The following is a 17,110-nucleotide window of genomic DNA, read 5'->3' as shown; positions in this document are numbered from 1 at the left end:
TCACATGCCCCGCGCGCTTGCCTCGCATGGCCCGCCCGCTTGCATCGTCTGCCCTGGCTCCCGCCCGCCCGCGCGCTTGCCTCGTCTGCCCTGCGCTCCCGCCTGGTCCACCCTGCCTGCCCACCCATCCGGCGCAGCCTCGTGCCCGTCCTAGCCTCCCGGGCCACCGGACCTCCGGACCTTGGTCCTGCTGACTCCTCGCCTCCGTGCGACCACGCCGTTTTCCACAGGAACGAAGTCGTCTCTCCAACGGGGCTGCGGACTCGTACTTTCTCTGGCGTGAAGGTCTTCCGCCGCCCCGCCGCACCCGACCCGGGTGCGCGAGAGCGTGCGCTGGCACGTCTTGCCGCCCGCGCACCGCACCCCGGCGGGACCGACGAAGAACTGGAGGAGCGTGATGAGGAGGTGCGAGGTGGATGGATCCCCGAACCCGTCCGGCCCGAGCGACTACGTGATGCCCGCTGGACCCTGTCACCACGCCACGTCGTGGTCCTGGCCGTCGTACTGTGCATCGGCCTGGCCTGGGCCGCCTGGTCAGTCCTCCGCGCCCGGCCCGAGACCCTCCCCGACGCCCGCCCACCAACCACCCTCACCTCCGGCGCACCAGTCACCCAACCGTGCCCCAGCGGCCAGGCCTGCCCCTCCAACGCCCAACCGTCGCCCGGCAATCAACCTTCACCAGGCGCTGCGTCGCCAGGCGTTCCCGGTCAGCCAACCGGCACCGTCGTCGTCCACGTCGCCGGCAAGGTACGCCGCCCCGGCCTGGTCCGCGCACCCACCGGCTCCCGCGTCGCCGACGTACTCGCTCTCGCCGGCGGCCCGCTCCCAGGCGTCGACCTCACCACCCTCAACCTCGCCCGCCAGGTCACCGACGGCGAACAAATACTCGTCGGCCAAGCCGCACCACCGGGCACCACAACCACCGCACCAGGCACCACATCCAACCCACCAACCGCGCAGCCCGGCGCACCCGTCAACCTCAACACCGCCACCCTCGACCAACTCGACGCTCTGCCCGGGGTCGGTCCGGTCCTGGCCCAGCGCATCCTCGACTACCGCACTCAGAACGGTCCCTTCACCACCATCGACCAACTCCAGGAGGTCCCCGGCGTAGGCCCGAAGAAGTTCGACTCCCTCAAATCCCATGTCCGCGTCTGACGCTCCCGGCGACGAGCCGACGGAGGACCGCGAACCACTCGACATACGGCTGCTGGTTCCGGCCGCCGCCGGATGGCTGGCCGCGGTACTCCTGGTCGCGCACCGACCCCTCGCCGGCATCCTCACCGCAGCCGTCGCCCTGACCCTCGCCTGCTCACTTGCTCTCGTCGTACGCCGCTCCTCTCGACAGCAAACTGGCTGGGCCGCAGTCGGAGTGCTGGTGGTGATCGCTGGGATGGGCACGGCCGCCGCGCTCCAAGTCCACGGCTTGCGAGCTGGGCCAGTGACAGGTCTTGCGGCGGACGATGCGACGGTCGGCGTGCGCTTGAAGATCGACGCCGATCCATCAGTACGGCGAAGTCCGGGCACCCGACGACCGCCGTACGTGGTGGTGAAAGCGACGATCGAGGAAGTACGTGCGCGGGGGACCGCCACCCGGGTGCGTACGCCGGTGTTGGTGATCGGCTCGGAGCGGTGGAAACAGGTCCGCTACGGCCAGCGGGTCGATGCGAACGGCAGGCTCGAGGCGGTCGAGCCCGGATCCGATGTCGCCGCGATGCTGTCGGTCCGCTCGGCTCCACGGATCGTGGACCGACCACCCTGGTGGTTGCGTGCCGCGGAGGAGGTCCGCGCCGGTCTCCGTGAGTCGGTCGCCAACCAGCCTGACGACGTACGCGGCCTCGTGCCCGCCTTGGTGATGGGCGACGAGTCCGGTCTGCCGGCGGACCTCACCGAGGACTTCCGGACGACCGGTCTCACCCACCTGTCGGCGGTCTCCGGCACCAACCTGACCCTGCTACTCGCGTTCGTCCTCCCGCTCGCGCGACTGGTCGGAGTGCGCGCACGTGGTCTGACCGCGGTCGGACTGATGACGGTCGTCGTGTTCGTCATCCTCGCGAGACCGCAGCCGAGTGTCTTGCGTGCGGCAGCAATGGGTCTGATCGCATTGGCAGCAATGACAAGCGGTGGATCGCGTCGCCGCGCCGTACGCAGTCTGTCGGTCGCGGTGATCGTCCTGCTGCTTCTGGACACGTCGCTGGCGAGGTCGGCCGGGTTCGCGTTGTCCGTGCTGGCGACCGCGGGCATCGTGCTGCTCGCCCCGGGGTGGCGCGACGCACTCGCCAAATGGTTGCCGGTCTGGCTAGCGGATGCGATCTCCTGTCCGTTGGCTGCGCAACTCGCCTGTACGCCGGTCGTCGCATGGCTGTCCGGCGAGGTGTCGTTGGTTGCCGTCGGCGCCAATCTCCTCGCCGGTCCAGCTGTCGGTCCGGCGACGATCCTCGGCTTCACCGCGGCCGGTGTGGCCGTCATCAGCACGGAGGTGGCTCAACTGGTGGGCTGGGCGGCGGGCTGGCCGGCCCGCTGGATCATCCTCATCGCCCGCGAAGGCGCGGATCTCCCAGGTGCCGCCAACGCCTGGCCGGCGACCGCGGTAGGAGTCGGCATACTGACCGTGCTCTGCATCGCGCTCGTGTTCGGGCTGCATCGCATCCTGGCCCGTCCGGTCGCCATGTTGCTGGCGGTTGCTCTGCTGGCCCTCGTCGTACTGCGTCCGGTCGGTTCACTCGGCTGGCCGCCCGACGACTGGCTTTTCGTGATGTGCGATGTAGGGCAAGGAGATGGTCTGGTACTGCGTTCAGGCGAGAAATCAGCCGTGGTCGTCGACACCGGTCCGGACCCGGCCGCGATGGACCGGTGTCTGCGTGATCTCGGCGTCGAGCACGTTCCGGTCCTGGTGCTCAGCCATTTCCATGCAGATCACGTCGGCGGATTGGCCGGCGTACTGAACGATCGGCGGGTCGACGTGATCGAAGTGACGCCGTACTTCTCGCCGCCCGGTGAGTACGACCGGGTGGTCGACCTTGCGTCCCATCACGGCATCAGCCTGCGCACCGTGAGCTATCTGGAGAAGCGGGTGGTCGGTTCGATGAGTTGGACCACTCTCTGGCCGGCGCGCGTACCAGCGTTGCCGTCGCCCGGCACGTCCTCGGCAACCGCCACCGACGAGGGCTCGCCCGAGAACAACGCCAGCATCACCATGATGGTCGAAATCTCCGGCCTCCGGATCCTCCTCACCGGCGACCTCGAACCCGAATCCCAACGCGCCATCCTCGCCACCGGCGCCGACCTGCGCGCCGACGTCCTCAAAGTCCCCCACCACGGCTCCGCCCAACAGGACCCCGCGTTCATAGCCGCCACCAACGCCCGCCTGGCCCTCATCTCCGCTGGCCGAGACAACGACTACGGCCACCCCGCCCCCAGAACCCTCACCCTCCTCTCCCACCAATCCACCCGAACCGCCACAACCCAAACCAACGGCCCCCTAACCATCACCAACCCCCAAAACCACCTAACCCTCACCACCCCCCAAACCCCCTGACGACCAGCGCCCCACAACCCCCTAACCCTCACCACCCGTCGCGCCGCCTGACGACCACCAACCCGCACAACCTCACCACCCGCCGCTCCGCAGGACGGTCATCAACCCCCGCAACCGCCTGGCCCTCGGAGGGCCGGATCCTCATGGTTGGCATGGTGATGTGGGGTGTTGCGTTTGTGGTCTAGTCTGCTAAGTTGCCGTTCGCACCTGGCCTCGATTGGGAGTTGGCCGGGGCGTCTTGGAGGGGAACCGAGCTATGAAGCTCAGCAAGAAGCAGAAGTTGGTTGCCGCGGGCATCGCCGCTGTCGTGGTGATCGGTGGGGGAGCCATCGCGGCGAACGCGGCCGGGGGGACCGGGTGCGCGACCCTCACCTACCCGCTCTGTGCACGGTCGGTCGCGAAGACCCAGGTGGTCGACAACTCGCTGGACGGCGTTGAGATCAAGGACGGCTCGCTCGGCTCGCGCGACCTCGACTCCACGGTCAACGGGAAGTTGAACGACAAGTCGGGCCGCCTGTCGAAGATCGAGTCCGACGGCCCATACCCGGGCAGCACCGACCTGTCGAAGTGGCCGGGCCAGGGCGCCAACTCCACGGCGGTCGTGCCGAACGACGGCAAGAGCCACACGGTGTGGGTCCAGTGCGCCCAGGGCAAGGTCGCGCTCGGAGGCGGGTTCCGTCTCGCCGCCGACGCCGGTGATGCGGCCGCCAAGGCTGTCCAGGTGATTGCCTCCGAGCCGACGCAGATCAAGGCCGGCAAGGTCGTGTACGAACCGATCGCGGGCGACCCGGCCGGCTCGATCCTGGCCAACGGCTGGCTCGTGGAAGCCATCAACACCGGCACCGCCGACGTGACCGTACGTCCGTGGGTCACCTGCGCCCAGGTCGGCTGAACCTGCTGTCACCCGGGCATTCCGCATCGCGTGGAACTGCGAAGCATCCATAAGCCAGAGGAAGCCCTCCCGAGCAGTCATCGGCGAGGGCTTCCTCATGCTCGGCAAACATCTCTCGGTCTGTCGAAGGCTCAAAGCTTCCGGGCTGCGCGCTTCCCCCGATATCAAAGGAAGAGATCGTCCCACTGATCTGCGCTCGCGAACGTCACGGCTTTGCCGGCGTGATGAAGGTGAGGGCGCTGGCCGGGTTGGTGGTGTTGGCCTCGCTGCCGAGAGCCCACGAGGCGACTCGCGAGACGACGTACGCCGGGATTTCCTCGCAGACGCCAGGAACTGCGGGGATGTTGTGGGTCGCGTGCGCGTCGTACGGGAGCACGACGCGGTAGCCGCGGGCGAGGGCGGTTCGAGCGGTGGCCTGCACACACATCTCCGACATCAAGCCGCAGATCGCGACCGACCGCACCCCCGCGCCCACGAGCACCTCACCGAGTCGCGTGCCGTCGAACCCATCGTCCCTCGGCTTCCGAATCACGTACTCGCGAGGCCCAGGCTTCACCGGCAGATACAACTCCCACCCGGGAGTCTCAGGCTCGTCCTCCGACCCAGGCGCCCCGTCGTTCTGAAGGTGTACGACGAGCGCCCCCGCCTCCCGCGCCCGATCCAGCAACTCGCTCACCCGCTCAACCAGCTGAGCCGCATCAGGCACCGCGCCCGTCCCCGTTACGAACGCACTCTGCACATCCACAACAACCAACGCATCAACACCCGTCACACCATCAGTCACCCCCCAATCCTCCCCGTTCCCATCCCACCCCTCCACCGACTTTTCCCCCCGCGCCGGCTGTCCGTCGGCGGCACCGCTCGACCGAACGCTTGGTCTGCCCGCCTCGGCGCTCCGGAGGTTTGGCGGCCTACATACCTTTGGGGTGTTGTGTCGGTGGGGTGTGGGAGGGTGGGAGGGTGGCTGCTCGTAGGGGTTCTGCGCCTAAGTTGGGCGATGTCTTGCTGGTGACCGGGGCCGAGTCGTTTTTGGCGGATCGGGCGGTGCGGTCGGCGATTGCGGCGGTGTCGAAGGGGAGCGCCGAGGTCGAGGTGACGGAGGTGGAGGCGGCCGCGCTGGATGTGGGGGTGTTCGCGGAGCTGACCGGACCGTCGTTGTTCGCGACTGAGCGCGTGCTCGTCCTGCGGGCGCTGGAGAACCTGCCCGCCGAGATGGCGCCGTACCTGATCGAGTACGCCGGCTCGCCCTCGGACGACGTACTCGTCGTCCTGGTGCACTCCGGCGGGCAGAAGGGCAAGGCGGTCCTCGACAAGTTGCGGAAGGCATCGGTCAACGAGGTGGTCGCGACCGCGCCGAAAACGTGGGAGTTGCCGCAGTTCGTCGCCGGCGAGATCCGGTTGCTCGGTGGATCCGTGGACGAGCGGGCGGCGTCGGCGCTGGTCGACGCGGTCGGGCATGATCTGCGGGCGCTGGCCGGGGCGTGTTCGCAGCTGGTGTCGGACTCGGGCGGCCAGGCGGTCACCGCGGAGTTGATCGGTCAGTACTTCGGGGGTCGTGCCGAGGTGACGAGTTTCGCGGTGGCCGACGCGGCGATCGCGGGCCGGACGGAGCCGGCGCTGGAGCAGTTGCGGTGGGCGCTGGACTGCGGGGTCGCGCCGGTGCTGGTGACGAGCGCGATGGCGGGTGGGTTGCGCGGGCTCGCGAAGTACTCGAGTGCGCCGAGCGGTCTGCGTGAGGCGGATCTGGCGCGCGAGGTCGGCGTACCTCCGTGGAAGCTGAAACAGCTCAAACAGCAGGCGCGCGGGTGGACGCCCGGCGGGCTGGCGGCGGCGATCAAGGCGGTCGCCCAGGCCGATGCCGACGTCAAGGGTGCTTCCGGGGACGCCGGCTACGCGCTCGAACGCATGGTCATCACCGTGAGCCGAGCCCACGGCCGCCGTTAGCCGATCCGCCGTACCTCCAACCCCAGGCCAATCCGCCAAGTTGACGTATGGCGTGGCCTCAAGCGTGGACAGGGATATGCGAAACCCAGCCGGCGGCGAGGCCGGCTGGGTTCGGGGACGCAAAAACGATCGGCCTGCCCGGTGGGTGGCCGATCGTTTGGCGGTGCCTCAGAGAGAGGCGACCTTCTTGAAGATGGACGACTTCCGGTTGGCGGCCTGGTTCGCGTGGATGACGCCCTTGCTGGCGGCCTTGTCGAGCAGGCGGCCGGCCACGCGGGCGTGCTCCTGCGCCTTCGCGACGTCACCGGCCTCGGCGGCCTCGCGGAAGCGGCGAACAGCCGTCTTGAGGGTCGACTTCACCGACTTGTTGCGAAGTCGCGCAGCCTCGTTCTGGCGGTTGCGCTTGATCTGGGACTTGATGTTCGCCACGGAGCAGAGCCTCGATCAGGAGTATGCGGTCAGTACAGGAACAGTGTCGCGCGCACGAGTGAGCATCACCCGTGGGGGCGCGAAGAGCTAGATTACCAACAAGCCCCACCCTCCACCAAACCGGACCAGCGTGAACGACCGGACCGGGCCGGCGTGAAAGCCGCCTGAACCCGCGCTCCGCGAGACTCGGTCCAGGTCAACCGGATCGTGGCGCTGACGGTCCTGGGCATCGTCGTGGCGGGCTTCACCGTGATGCCGGTGCGGGAGGCCACCTCGTTCTTCCCGGGCCGTACCTCGGTCACCCGGCTGTCGGCGCAGTACGACGTCATGACCTCCGTGGCCGCGCAAGGTCCGCGTCCTCGGCTCCGCCGGCGTCGCCGTCGGGCTGGTGTGGTCGTCGGTCTTATCGCCCGCTGGAGGACTCGGCAGCCCGCTTCAGTCGCTCGAGCGTGACCTTGATCCCGTGGTGGTTCATCCGCGGCCGGTCGCCGAAAATGGGCCGGAAGAGCACTCGCAGTGGCGCCGGTCGGTGGTCGGTCCACGACTCGGTGACTTCGCAGCGGCCCGGGTCCAGATCCCGGAAGTCGTACGACCAGAGCGAAACCGGGATCGACCCGAAATGGATCAGGAAGCTGAACCGCCGGCCCGGCACGGCGTCCACCACCCGGCCCTGCGTGAACCAGCGGACCACGCCGGCCCGGTTGTGCCCGACGAACCGTGCTCCCACTGCGGGACCCGGCGTACGAGCGGACCAGGTGACCCGCGTGCACTCGGGACTCCACTCGCCCATCCGCGGCAGGTCGCTGACCAGGTTGTAGACCGCGGACGCCGGCGCTGACACCGTGATGGACTCGCTCACGTCGGACATCGGGTTTTCCCTTGCTGTCAGCTGACACCTGCCCTGCTGAGCGTGACATCGGTGCCCGCCACAGGCATACTCAGGCCCGCGTGACGCTGATCACCGCAGGGGGTGTGGTGTGTGCGGTCGTCACGGGTGCAGCAGCGAGACCACGCTCCACCATCGCTCCGTCCAAGCTCTGGAGGATCTCAGTGCCCCGCCGTACCCCGATCATCGTGGCCACCGCGCTCGTCGCGTCGCTGGCCGGTCTGCCGCTCGCGGCCCGCGCCGCGGACGCGCTGCAGGCCGAGGAAACGCCCGTAGCGGCCGATCCGCAGGTCAAGGAGTCGTCGACCGGCTCCTACATCGTCCAGCTCGACGACGCCCCGGTGGCCGAGTACGACGGCGACATCGCCGGTCTGCCGTCCACCCGCGTCGTACCCGGGGGGAAGCTGGTCAAGACGGCCAGCCAGGTCGTCGGCTACGTCCAGCACCTCGCCCGTGAGCGCCAGGAGGTCCTGGCCAAGGTTCCGGACGTGAAGAAGCTGTACGACTACAGCTACACGTACGCCGGCTTCTCCGCGCAGATGTCGTACGACGAAGCCGTCAAGCTGGCCAAGTCGTCCGGTGTGAAGAGTGTCGAGCCGAGCGAGCTGCAGCACCAGGACACCGTGGACACCCCGCGGTTCCTCGGCCTGTCCGGCAGGGGCGGGGCGTGGCAGCAGGCCGGTGGTATCGAGAAGGCCGGCGACGGCGTCATCATCGGTGTCCTCGACTCCGGTTTCGTCCCGGAGCGGGCCAGCTTCGCGCCGATCAAGACCACCAAGACGTCCGACGCGATCATCGCGAAGAAGTGGAAGGGCACCTGCCAGGTCGGCGAGGAGGCGCCCGTTGCCTGCAACAACAAGGTGATCGGGGCCCGGTACTTCGACAAGGGCATCGGCACCCGGCCGATCCCGGAGGAGTTCAAGTCGCCGCGTGACTACGGCGGCCACGGCACCCACACGGCCAGTACGGCGGCCGGCAACTACGGCGTCGAGATGAGCGTCCTGGGCCGCGACTACGGCAAGGGCTCGGGTATCGCCCCGCAGGCCCGGCTGGCGATCTACAAGGTGCTGTGGGCGGTCGACCAGGCCGGCGGCGGCAGCGGGACCGACGCGGACATCGTGGCCGGTATCGACGCCGCGGTCGCGGACGGCGTCGACGTCCTGAACTACTCGATCTCCGGCTCCGGCTCGACGTTCGTGAACGCGACCGGCCTCGCCTTCCTGCGCGCGGCCCGGGCGGGCGTGTTCGTCGCCACCAGCGCCGGCAACACCGGACCGGGCGTCAGCACGGTCGGCAAGAACTACCCGTGGGTGACGACGGTTGCCAACGGCACCCATGACCGTGACATCCAGACCACGGTGACGCTCGGCGACGGCAAGTCCTACACCGGCGCCGGTATCGGCTCCGGCGTGCAGAGCTCCCCGGTCGTCCTGGCCAAGGACGCCGGTCTCGCCGGGGCGGACCCGGCCACCCTCGTGCTGTGTATGCCGGGCACGCTCGACCCGGCCAAGGTGACCGGCAAGATCGTGGTCTGCGACCGCGGCGGCAACGCCCGCGTCGACAAGAGCCTGCAGGTCAAGAACGCGGGCGGTGTGGGCATGATCCTGGTCAACATCACCCCGGGCACCCTGGACTCGGACCTGCACTCGGTCCCGACCGTTCATCTCGACCACGTCGCGGCGCCCGCGATCAAGGCGTACGTCGGTGGCACCGCGAACCCGACCGCCGCGATCAGCGCCGGTACCCCGGTCCGCGTGGTCGCGCCGAAGGTGGCCAGCTCGTCGAGCCGCGGCCCGTCGCTGGCCGGCAACGGTGACCTGCTCAAGCCTGACGTGATGGCGCCGGGGACGAACGTCCTGGCCGCGACCACCGCGTTCAGCGCGGCCGGCGGCGAGTACGCCTTCTTCAGCGGTACGTCGATGGCCGCGCCGCACATCGCGGGTGCCGCGGCTGTGCTGAAGAGCAAGTACCCGCACTGGTCCCCGATGGCGATCAAGTCCGCGCTGCTCACCACCGGCACGGACAAGGACACCAGCGGCAAGCCGATCCAGAACGACTCCGGCTCGCCGGGCACCCCGTTCGGGTACGGCGCCGGCCTGGTGCAGCCCAAGGACGCGATGGACCCGGGCCTGGTCTACGACTCGTCGTACGAGGACTGGACCAAGTTCGTCTGCGGCTCCGGTCAGGTGCCCGCCACCCACGAGCTGTGCGCGAACGGCAAGATCGACCCGAGCGACCTGAACTACCCGACCATCGCGATCGGCGACCTGGCCGGGAAGCAGACCGTCACCCGGACCGTCCGCAACGTCGGCAAGCTGCCGGAGATCTACTTCCCGAAGGTCGAGGGGCTGAAGGGCTTCAAGGTGACGGTGTCGCCGCGGATGCTGGTCACGCTCCCGGGCCGGACGGCGACGTACACGGTCACCATCGAGAACACCGACGCGCCGCTCGAGCAGTACTCGTTCGGCAAGCTGACCTGGAAGTCCGGCGAGCACTCGGTGAGCAGCACGGTGGCGATCAAGCCGCTGACCGTGAAGGCGCCGGTGCAGGTCAACGGGACCGGGACGTCGGGGTCCGTGCAGGTGCCGATCACCGCGGGGTACACCGGCACGCTGAACACCACGGCCGTCGGCCTGACCGCCGCGACCGTCAACCAGGCCACGTTGAAGAACCCGGGCGGTGTCTCGTTCCCGACCACCAACCCGGCGGTCAACGACCACGTCGCGAAGTTCACCGTGAACGTCCCGGCCGGCACCAAGCACGCCCGGTTCTCCACGTTCGACGCGGACTACCCGGCCGGCACCGACCTCGACGTCTTCGTCTACAAGACCGGTACGACGACCCTGCTCGGCAGCAGCACCGGCGGCTCGGCCGAGGAGGAGGTCAACCTCCCGGCACCGGCAGGAGGGTCGTACGACGTGTACGTCGACCTCTATGCGGGCGCCAACGAGCAGCAGGTGAAGCTGAACCACTGGGCTCTGCTCACCACGGAGGGCAACCTCACCGTCACTCCGGCGACCCAGTCCGTCCAGGTAGCCGGTCAGACGTCGGTGACAGCCTCTTGGACCGTTCTCACCGCCGGTACGCGGTATCTGGGCCGCCTGCAGTACAGCGACGGTGCTGACGGCTCGGGCTCGACCATCGTCCGGGTAGACAGCTAACAGAACGCAACGAGGGCGGCTCCCACTGGTGGGGGCCGCCCTCGTCCATGTCAGGGCTGCTGCAGCGTGAGGTTCCCCGCGTCCTTGTCCAGCAGCTTGCACGCACCTGTGGTGACGTCACAGCGGTAGAGCTCCCGCAGCAGGACCCCGGCCTCGCCGTCCCGCTCGTTGAGCGCCAGCACGTGCGTCGCATCCTCGAAGACGGCCTCCGGCCAGTCCAGCATGCGGTCCGGCAGTTGGAGCTTGGTCACCTTCCCGGTGGCGACGTCGACGGCGACCTTCTGCAGGCTGTTGATCATCGTGCTGCCGTCCGGTGACAGCACTGGATACAGCTGCTCCACGCCTTGGTCGCAGTACTCCCGTTGGACCTCGAACGTCGTTCCGCGCAGGGCACCGGCCTTCAGGCACCGTTTCTGACCGTCCCTGGTCGACAGCACGACGGTGTCGGTGGGGGGCGAGATCGCCCGCGCGCCGTCGAAGCCTGGCACATCGACAGGTTGCGGCTGACCGGATCCGGGCCTCCACACGCTCAGCCCAGCCTCGTTGCGGGACATCCAGATCCCGGATCGGTTCCAGCCGAGCACCAGCGGCACCTGCCCGTGCACCGGAGTGCTCGCGACCTCGCGGCCGGTCCGTACGTCGACAACCAGAAGACGACCCTTCTGGTCGGTCCGGCGTGCCACCATCACGATCTGGCTGCCGTCAGGTGACAGCACCGGACTCTCCGACCGCGGCGGGCCGACGGGGCGGAAGGAGCCGTCCGGTAGGAGAAGCCCGACCTGCATGATCCGGTTGGCCGGCATCGTGAGAGCCAGCCAGCCACCGCCGGCCCGGCCGCGGAAGTAGCCGTCGGACTGGAACCCGACACGGACCTGCTGGTCGCCGTCATGGAGCGTGAGCACGCGCTTCTCGCTCACCGTGTACGGAACCCGCGGAGCGTCGCCCGACACCGGTGCGGGCGGCGCGGCGGGCTCGGGCTCGGTGGGCGCGAGGCGGGTCAGGAACGACACGGCGAGCACCAGGACGACGGCGATGGCCGCGGCGGCGAGGACCACCGGCCAGCGACGGCGCTGCGCCGTTCCGTCCGTCCTGAGGTCGAGGCCCGGGGGCCTGTCGGGGACGGTGGCAGCGGTGGCCTGCAGGTAGTCACGCAGGCGAGTCTCGGTGTCGTTCATCGGAGTTCCTTCAGCCTGTCGGTCAGCACGGCGATGCCACGGGAGGAGGTGGACCGGGCGGTGGATTCGCCGATCCCGAGGATTTCCGCGATCTCGGCGAACGGGAGATCGAAGTAGTAGCGCAGTACGAGGACCGCCCGGGTCCGCGTCGGGAGGGCTCGGAGCGCCTGCCGGACCTGTGAGCGGTCCTCGCCGAGCACGGCCGACGTCTCGGCGGAGTCGTCCGGCGCCTCGTGGTGCGGGGTGTAGAGCCGCGCGACCTTGCGGCGGCGCAGGACCGAGCGGCTGCGGTTGACGACGGCTGTGCGCAGATACCCCAGCGCCTTGCCGGAGTCCCGCAGCGGCCAGTGCCGGTACAGGTCGGCGAACGCCTCCTGTACGACGTCCTCCGCCGCTTGCCGGTCGTCCATCACCAGCACGGCCAGCCGGACCAGTCCGGCCCAGTGCCGCTGGTAGAGCTCCGACACGGCTGACCGCGCGTCGTCCTGCGCCAGCGCCGCCCAGTAGGGATCGCTGGTGCTCACCATTGGATTCGTCACACCCCCAGAGACGCGCATCCGCCGGAAACGCTGCGTCGACCTAAGCCAGCCGTTCTCGCACCCAGTCCAGGTGAACGATCGCATGCCGACGCTGCCACTGGCGGATCGTCGGTAGACCAGGTGGGGCCGGTTGGGCCGCGCCCCACCACAGGCCGCCCGCGATGGCGGCGATGAACCCGGTGATCGCCTCGTCACCCGGCAACCGCGGCAGCCGGACCGACTCACGCATGTCCGCGTGCAGGATGACGGTGTCGGTCCAGCGCGGTGCGAGCGCCGGATGCGCCCAGTCGATGAAGACCACGCGGTCGTCGGTCAGGATGATGTTGTCGGACCGCAGATCCCAGTGCGCCAGCGCCTTCCCTTCGGCCAGGGCCCGCAGTCCGGTCCGGGCGAGCTCCGCCAGCTCCTCCTCGCGGCCGGCCACCCAGTCGGGTACGTCGAGCCCGTCGGCGATCACGTTGTCCCACCGGCTGAGGAACTCCCGACTGCGTACGGCGGCGACCGGCGCGTCCGGCCACGGTGACGGGTCCAGGGCGTCGGTCAACTCGCTCACGGCGTCCAGGACACGGTCGGCCTCCTGCTGTTCCCACGGGTGGGACGGCAGCCGGCCCTCGATGTCCTCGAACAGCAGTCCGACCCAGTCGCCGTCGTCGTACACGTCGTACAGCTCCGGGGCCGACGGCAACCGGCCGATGGCCTGCACGGCGGCGATCTCGTTGCGGAACAACTCGGGTGTCTTGGGGTTGAGCGACGGACCGACGGCCTTGACGAAGGCGCGGCGTCCCGAGGCGGTCACCAGGTGGGCGGCGACGCCGGGGGAGAAGCCGCCCTGCTGGGTCGCGGCGGACACCACCACCGACCCCAGAGCACGGTCGACCCATGCCCGCACCACGGCGGGCAGCTCCTCGAAGGGCAACCGGACCCCAGCAGCGTGCGCCATACGTCACAACGGTAGGTCCGCGGCGCCGCCACCGCCCGCGATTTTCAATTCCGCTGGACCCGCATGGGATGATTGACCGGTTATCAGGTAGTACCCGAGACGAACTGGATCCCCTCCGTGCCCGTTGGCCCCACGAATGCGCCGCAGCCGGGTCGCACCGACCCTTCGCTGATCCGGAACTTCTGCATCATCGCCCACATCGACCACGGCAAGTCGACGCTGGCCGACCGGATGCTGCAGATCACCGGCGTGGTCGACGACCGCTCGATGCGGGCGCAGTACCTGGACCGGATGGACATCGAGCGGGAACGCGGCATCACGATCAAGTCGCAGGCGGTCCGGCTGCCGTTCACGCCCGGTCCGGACACCCCCGGCGGCCTGCTCGCGCCGAAGGGTACGACGTACATCCTGAACATGATCGACACCCCGGGCCACGTCGACTTCACCTACGAGGTGTCGCGGTCGCTGGAGGCGTGCGAGGGCGCCGTACTGCTGGTCGACGCCGCGCAGGGGATCGAGGCCCAGACGCTTGCGAACCTCTACCTGGCGCTGAACGCGGACCTGCACATCATCCCGGTGCTGAACAAGATCGACCTGCCCAGCGCGCAGCCGGAGAAGTACGCGGCCGAGCTCGCGCACATCATCGGCTGCGACCCCTCCGACGTGCTGAAGGTGTCGGCCAAGACCGGTGAGGGCGTCGAGGACCTGCTGAGCGAGATCGTCGCCCAGGTCGACCCGCCGAAGGGCGTGAAGGACGCCCCGCCGCGGGCGCTGATCTTCGACTCGGTCTACGACACCTACCGCGGCGTGGTCACCTACGTCCGGGTGGTCGACGGCGAGCTGAACCACCGGGACCGGATCAAGATGATGTCGACCGGCGCGGTGCACGAGATGCTCGAGGTCGGGGTCATCTCGCCGGAGCCGATGAAGTCGCCGAGCATCGGGGTCGGCGAGGTCGGCTACCTGATCACCGGGGTGAAGGACGTCCGCCAGTCCCGGGTCGGTGACACCGTCACGGCTGCCGTGCACGGCGCGACCGAACCGCTCGGCGGCTACAAGCATCCCCAGCCGATGGTGTACTCCGGGCTCTTCCCGATCGACGGCGACGACTACCCCACGCTGCGGGACGCGCTGGAGCGGCTTCAGCTGAACGATGCGGCGCTGCAGTACGAGCCCGAGACGTCGGGTGCACTCGGGTTCGGCTTCCGCTGTGGATTCCTGGGGCTGCTGCACATGGAGATCGTTCGCGAGCGGCTCGAGCGTGAGTTCGACCTGGACCTGATCTCGACCGCGCCGAACGTCGTCTACCGGGTCGAAATGGAGACCGTCGGGAAGGAGCCCGTTGTACACACGGTCACCAACCCGAGCGAGTTCCCCGAGGGCAAGATCGCCGAGATCTACGAGCCGGTCGTCAAGGCCACGATCCTCAGCCCCAAGGACTACATCGGCGTGATCATGGAGCTGTGCCAGGCCAAGCGGGGCAACCTGCAGGGCATGGAGTACCTGTCCGAGGATCGCGTCGAGCTCCGCTACACCCTGCCGCTCGCCGAGATCGTCTTCGACTTCTTCGACCAGCTGAAGTCCAAGACCAAGGGCTACGCGTCGCTCGACTACGAGCCGACCGGCGAGCAGGCTGCCGCACTGGTCAAGGTGGACATCCTGCTGCAGGGCGAGACGGTCGACGCGTTCTCGGCGATCGTGCACCGCGACAACGCGTACTCCTACGGCGTCGCGCTGGCCGGCAAGCTGAAGGAATTGATCCCCAGGCAGCAGTTCGAAGTACCGATCCAGGCCGCGATCGGGTCCCGGATCATCGCCCGCGAGTCGATCCGCGCGATCCGCAAGGACGTGCTGGCCAAGTGCTACGGCGGTGACATCACCCGGAAGCGCAAGCTGCTGGAGAAGCAGAAGGAAGGCAAGAAGCGGATGAAGATGGTCGGCCGGGTCGAGGTCCCGCAGGAGGCCTTCATCGCCGCGCTGCGGACCACCGACACTGCGGAGAAGGCAAAGAAGTAGTGCCGGTGGAGATCCCGGCGGACTTCCTGGTCGTCGCCTCGCGCGGGCCGGACTGGGCCGACTGGCTGGACCGGTTGCCGCGGCTGACCCGTGAGCTGCTCGACGAGTGGCGACTCCGGGTCGACGGCAGGACGTCGTACGGGAACTGTGCGCTGGTCGTGCCGGTGGTGACGGCCGACGGGCAGCGGGCGGTGCTGAAGGTGCAGTTCCCGCACTGGGAGGCCGAGACCGAGCACCTTGCCCTCCGCGACTGGGGCGGAAACGGTGCGGTGCAGTTGCTGCGGGCGGATCCGCGCCGGTTCGCCCTGCTGCTGGAGCGTCTGGAGCCGCGCGATCTCACCACCGTCGACGCGATCGAGGCGTGTGAGATCGTTGCCTCCACCTACCGACGGCTGCACATCCCGGCCGGCCCGCAGTACCGGACGCTGTCCGGCGAGCTGAAGCGGTGGGTCGAACGGTTGCGCCGGTTGCCGGCGTCGGCGCCGGTGCCGCATCGGTACGTCGAACAGGCCATCTCGCTCGCCGAGGACTTCATCACCGACCCGGCGTGCGACGGCAAGCTGATCCACACCGACCTGCACTACGAGAACATGCTGGCCGCGGACCGCGAACCCTGGCTGGTGATCGACCCCAAGCCGCTGTCCGGCGACCCGTACTACGAGGTCGCGCCCCTGGTGTGGAACCGCTGGGACGAGGTCGTTGCCTCCGGCGACCTTCGGTTCGCGGTCCGGCGGCGCTTCTACACCGCGATCGACACCGCCGGACTGGACGAGGAGCGCGCCCGCGACTGGGTGATCGTCCGGCAGATGCTCAACGTCCTGTGGGCGCTGGAGGACGCCGGCGCCGATCAGTCGCTGCCGCAGGACTGGCTCACCCGCAACATCGCCATCGTGAAGGCCGTCCAGGACTGAAAACTCGGTGGAGCCGCGGGCCGTATCGACGGATGATGAGGACATGCGGCTGCTGACGGTCAACGTGGTGGAGAAACTGATTCCTGGTCCGAAAGAGACCGGGCTGACGGCGATCGACAAGGTACCGCAGGCCGGCCGCGTACCGGTCGGTGAACTCGGGCTGGCCGGTGACATGGTGTGCGACACCAAGAATCACGGCGGTCCCGACCAGGCGCTCTACGCGTACGCCGAGGAGGACGCCCAGTGGTGGGCGGTCGAACTCGGCCGTGACATCCCGACCGGGTTGTTCGGTGAGAACCTGCGCACCGAAGGGCTCGACATGACCGGTGCGCTGCTCGGTGAGGTGTGGCGGATCGGTCCGGAGGTCGAGGTGATGGTTCGCGCGCCACGGATCCCGTGCATCACGTTCCAGCACCGCATGCAGGAGCCGCGCTGGGTGAAGCGATTCCACCAGGCCGGTCGTCCTGGCGCGTATCTGAAGGTGCTGCGGACCGGTGCGATCGGTGCGGGCGATCAGATCGAGGTGCTCAGCCGGCCGGACCACGAGGTCACCATCGGGCACATGTTCGGCGCGCAGGATCCGGCGAAGATGCAGCGGATGCTGGACTCCGGCGTCGACCTGATGGACGAGCTTCGCGAGACCGCCCTGCGCGTCGTCGCGCGGTCGTGAGAGCGCCGA

General features: G+C 68.8%; 14 protein-coding genes. 8 read left to right on the top strand and 6 right to left on the bottom strand.

Annotation, left to right across the window (positions count from 1 at the left end):
* Nucleotides 1-279 precede the first annotated feature (279 nt).
* From ACYVOK_RS21815 to ACYVOK_RS21805, 3 genes are all read left to right on the top strand, one after another.
* The gene (locus ACYVOK_RS21815; RefSeq protein WP_460664334.1) at nucleotides 280-1,158 is read left to right on the top strand and encodes a helix-hairpin-helix domain-containing protein; all 879 of its coding nucleotides are present in this window, start codon (nucleotides 280-282) and stop codon (nucleotides 1,156-1,158) included.
* Nucleotides 1,145-3,538 carry a ComEC/Rec2 family competence protein gene (locus tag ACYVOK_RS21810; RefSeq protein WP_460664333.1) on the top strand — a complete coding sequence of 798 codons (2,394 nt, stop codon included), beginning with the start codon at nucleotides 1,145-1,147 and terminating at the stop codon, nucleotides 3,536-3,538. The genes ACYVOK_RS21815 and ACYVOK_RS21810 overlap by 14 nt, the downstream gene beginning before the upstream one ends.
* A 256-nt stretch (nucleotides 3,539-3,794) precedes the next feature.
* Entirely contained in the window at nucleotides 3,795-4,430 is a 636-nt protein-coding gene (locus ACYVOK_RS21805; RefSeq protein WP_460664332.1) for a hypothetical protein, read from the top strand.
* A 205-nt stretch (nucleotides 4,431-4,635) separates the two neighbouring features.
* Here ACYVOK_RS21805 and ACYVOK_RS21800 read toward each other — a convergent pair whose 3' ends face one another.
* Nucleotides 4,636-5,175: an isochorismatase family protein gene (locus tag ACYVOK_RS21800; RefSeq protein WP_460664521.1), complete on the bottom strand. Its 540-nt coding sequence runs from the start codon at nucleotides 5,173-5,175 to the stop codon at nucleotides 4,636-4,638.
* A 197-nt stretch (nucleotides 5,176-5,372) separates the two neighbouring features.
* Here ACYVOK_RS21800 and holA point away from each other — a divergent pair, with 197 nt between their 5' ends.
* Nucleotides 5,373-6,374, top strand: a complete 1,002-nt coding sequence (gene holA / locus ACYVOK_RS21795) for a DNA polymerase III subunit delta (RefSeq protein WP_460664331.1) — start codon at nucleotides 5,373-5,375, stop codon at nucleotides 6,372-6,374.
* A gap of 168 nt (nucleotides 6,375-6,542) precedes the next feature.
* Here the strand turns inward: holA and rpsT are convergent, their stop codons facing one another.
* Nucleotides 6,543-6,803 (bottom strand): 30S ribosomal protein S20, encoded by a 261-nt coding sequence (gene rpsT / locus ACYVOK_RS21790; RefSeq protein WP_460664330.1) that lies wholly within the window; start codon nucleotides 6,801-6,803, stop codon nucleotides 6,543-6,545.
* Nucleotides 6,804-7,206: 403 nt separating this feature from the next.
* The gene (locus ACYVOK_RS21785; RefSeq protein ID WP_460664329.1) at nucleotides 7,207-7,671 is read right to left on the bottom strand and encodes an SRPBCC family protein; all 465 of its coding nucleotides are present in this window, start codon (nucleotides 7,669-7,671) and stop codon (nucleotides 7,207-7,209) included.
* 182 nt (nucleotides 7,672-7,853) lie between these two features.
* Between ACYVOK_RS21785 and ACYVOK_RS21780 the strand changes: the two genes are divergently transcribed.
* The gene (locus ACYVOK_RS21780) at nucleotides 7,854-10,850 is read left to right on the top strand and encodes a S8 family serine peptidase (protein WP_460664328.1); all 2,997 of its coding nucleotides are present in this window, start codon (nucleotides 7,854-7,856) and stop codon (nucleotides 10,848-10,850) included.
* Nucleotides 10,851-10,900: 50 nt separating this feature from the next.
* Here ACYVOK_RS21780 and ACYVOK_RS21775 read toward each other — a convergent pair whose 3' ends face one another.
* From ACYVOK_RS21775 to ACYVOK_RS21765, 3 genes are read right to left on the bottom strand one after another with little or no spacing between them, the layout of a single operon-like run.
* The gene (locus ACYVOK_RS21775) at nucleotides 10,901-12,025 is read right to left on the bottom strand and encodes a hypothetical protein (protein WP_460664327.1); all 1,125 of its coding nucleotides are present in this window, start codon (nucleotides 12,023-12,025) and stop codon (nucleotides 10,901-10,903) included.
* Entirely contained in the window at nucleotides 12,022-12,552 is a 531-nt protein-coding gene (locus ACYVOK_RS21770; protein WP_460664326.1) for a SigE family RNA polymerase sigma factor, read from the bottom strand. Before ACYVOK_RS21770 ends, ACYVOK_RS21775 begins: the two co-directional genes overlap by 4 nt.
* Before the next feature lie 52 nt (nucleotides 12,553-12,604).
* Nucleotides 12,605-13,504, bottom strand: a complete 900-nt coding sequence (locus tag ACYVOK_RS21765; RefSeq protein ID WP_460664325.1) for a protein kinase family protein — start codon at nucleotides 13,502-13,504, stop codon at nucleotides 12,605-12,607.
* Nucleotides 13,505-13,621: 117 nt separating this feature from the next.
* Here ACYVOK_RS21765 and lepA point away from each other — a divergent pair, with 117 nt between their 5' ends.
* From lepA to ACYVOK_RS21750, 3 genes are read left to right on the top strand one after another with little or no spacing between them, the layout of a single operon-like run.
* Nucleotides 13,622-15,520 (top strand): translation elongation factor 4, encoded by a 1,899-nt coding sequence (gene lepA, locus ACYVOK_RS21760; RefSeq protein WP_460664324.1) that lies wholly within the window; start codon nucleotides 13,622-13,624, stop codon nucleotides 15,518-15,520.
* 5 nt (nucleotides 15,521-15,525) lie between these two features.
* Nucleotides 15,526-16,431, top strand: coding sequence for an aminoglycoside phosphotransferase family protein (locus ACYVOK_RS21755; protein WP_460664323.1), 906 nt, complete (start codon nucleotides 15,526-15,528; stop codon nucleotides 16,429-16,431).
* Nucleotides 16,432-16,474: 43 nt separating this feature from the next.
* Nucleotides 16,475-17,101: an MOSC domain-containing protein gene (locus tag ACYVOK_RS21750; RefSeq protein ID WP_460664322.1), complete on the top strand. Its 627-nt coding sequence runs from the start codon at nucleotides 16,475-16,477 to the stop codon at nucleotides 17,099-17,101.
* Nucleotides 17,102-17,110: the final 9 nt, after the last annotated feature.

The sequence above is a fragment of the Kribbella swartbergensis genome (assembly GCF_054784135.1).
This window is presented reverse-complemented; position numbering and strand designations above follow the sequence as displayed.

What these genes read in the sequence shown, in the direction of transcription:
- ACYVOK_RS21750 (WP_460664322.1), top strand. Translation starts at nt 16,475, where the DNA reads ATGCGGCTGCTGACGGTCAACGTGGTGGAGAAACTGATTCCTGGTCCG.
- ACYVOK_RS21785 (WP_460664329.1), bottom strand. Translation starts at nt 7,671, where the DNA reads ATGTCCGACGTGAGCGAGTCCATCACGGTGTCAGCGCCGGCGTCCGCG.
- ACYVOK_RS21765 (WP_460664325.1), bottom strand. Translation starts at nt 13,504, where the DNA reads ATGGCGCACGCTGCTGGGGTCCGGTTGCCCTTCGAGGAGCTGCCCGCC.
- ACYVOK_RS21810 (WP_460664333.1), top strand. Translation starts at nt 1,145, where the DNA reads ATGTCCGCGTCTGACGCTCCCGGCGACGAGCCGACGGAGGACCGCGAA.
- ACYVOK_RS21805 (WP_460664332.1), top strand. Translation starts at nt 3,795, where the DNA reads ATGAAGCTCAGCAAGAAGCAGAAGTTGGTTGCCGCGGGCATCGCCGCT.
- ACYVOK_RS21770 (WP_460664326.1), bottom strand. Translation starts at nt 12,552, where the DNA reads ATGGTGAGCACCAGCGATCCCTACTGGGCGGCGCTGGCGCAGGACGAC.
- ACYVOK_RS21775 (WP_460664327.1), bottom strand. Translation starts at nt 12,025, where the DNA reads ATGAACGACACCGAGACTCGCCTGCGTGACTACCTGCAGGCCACCGCT.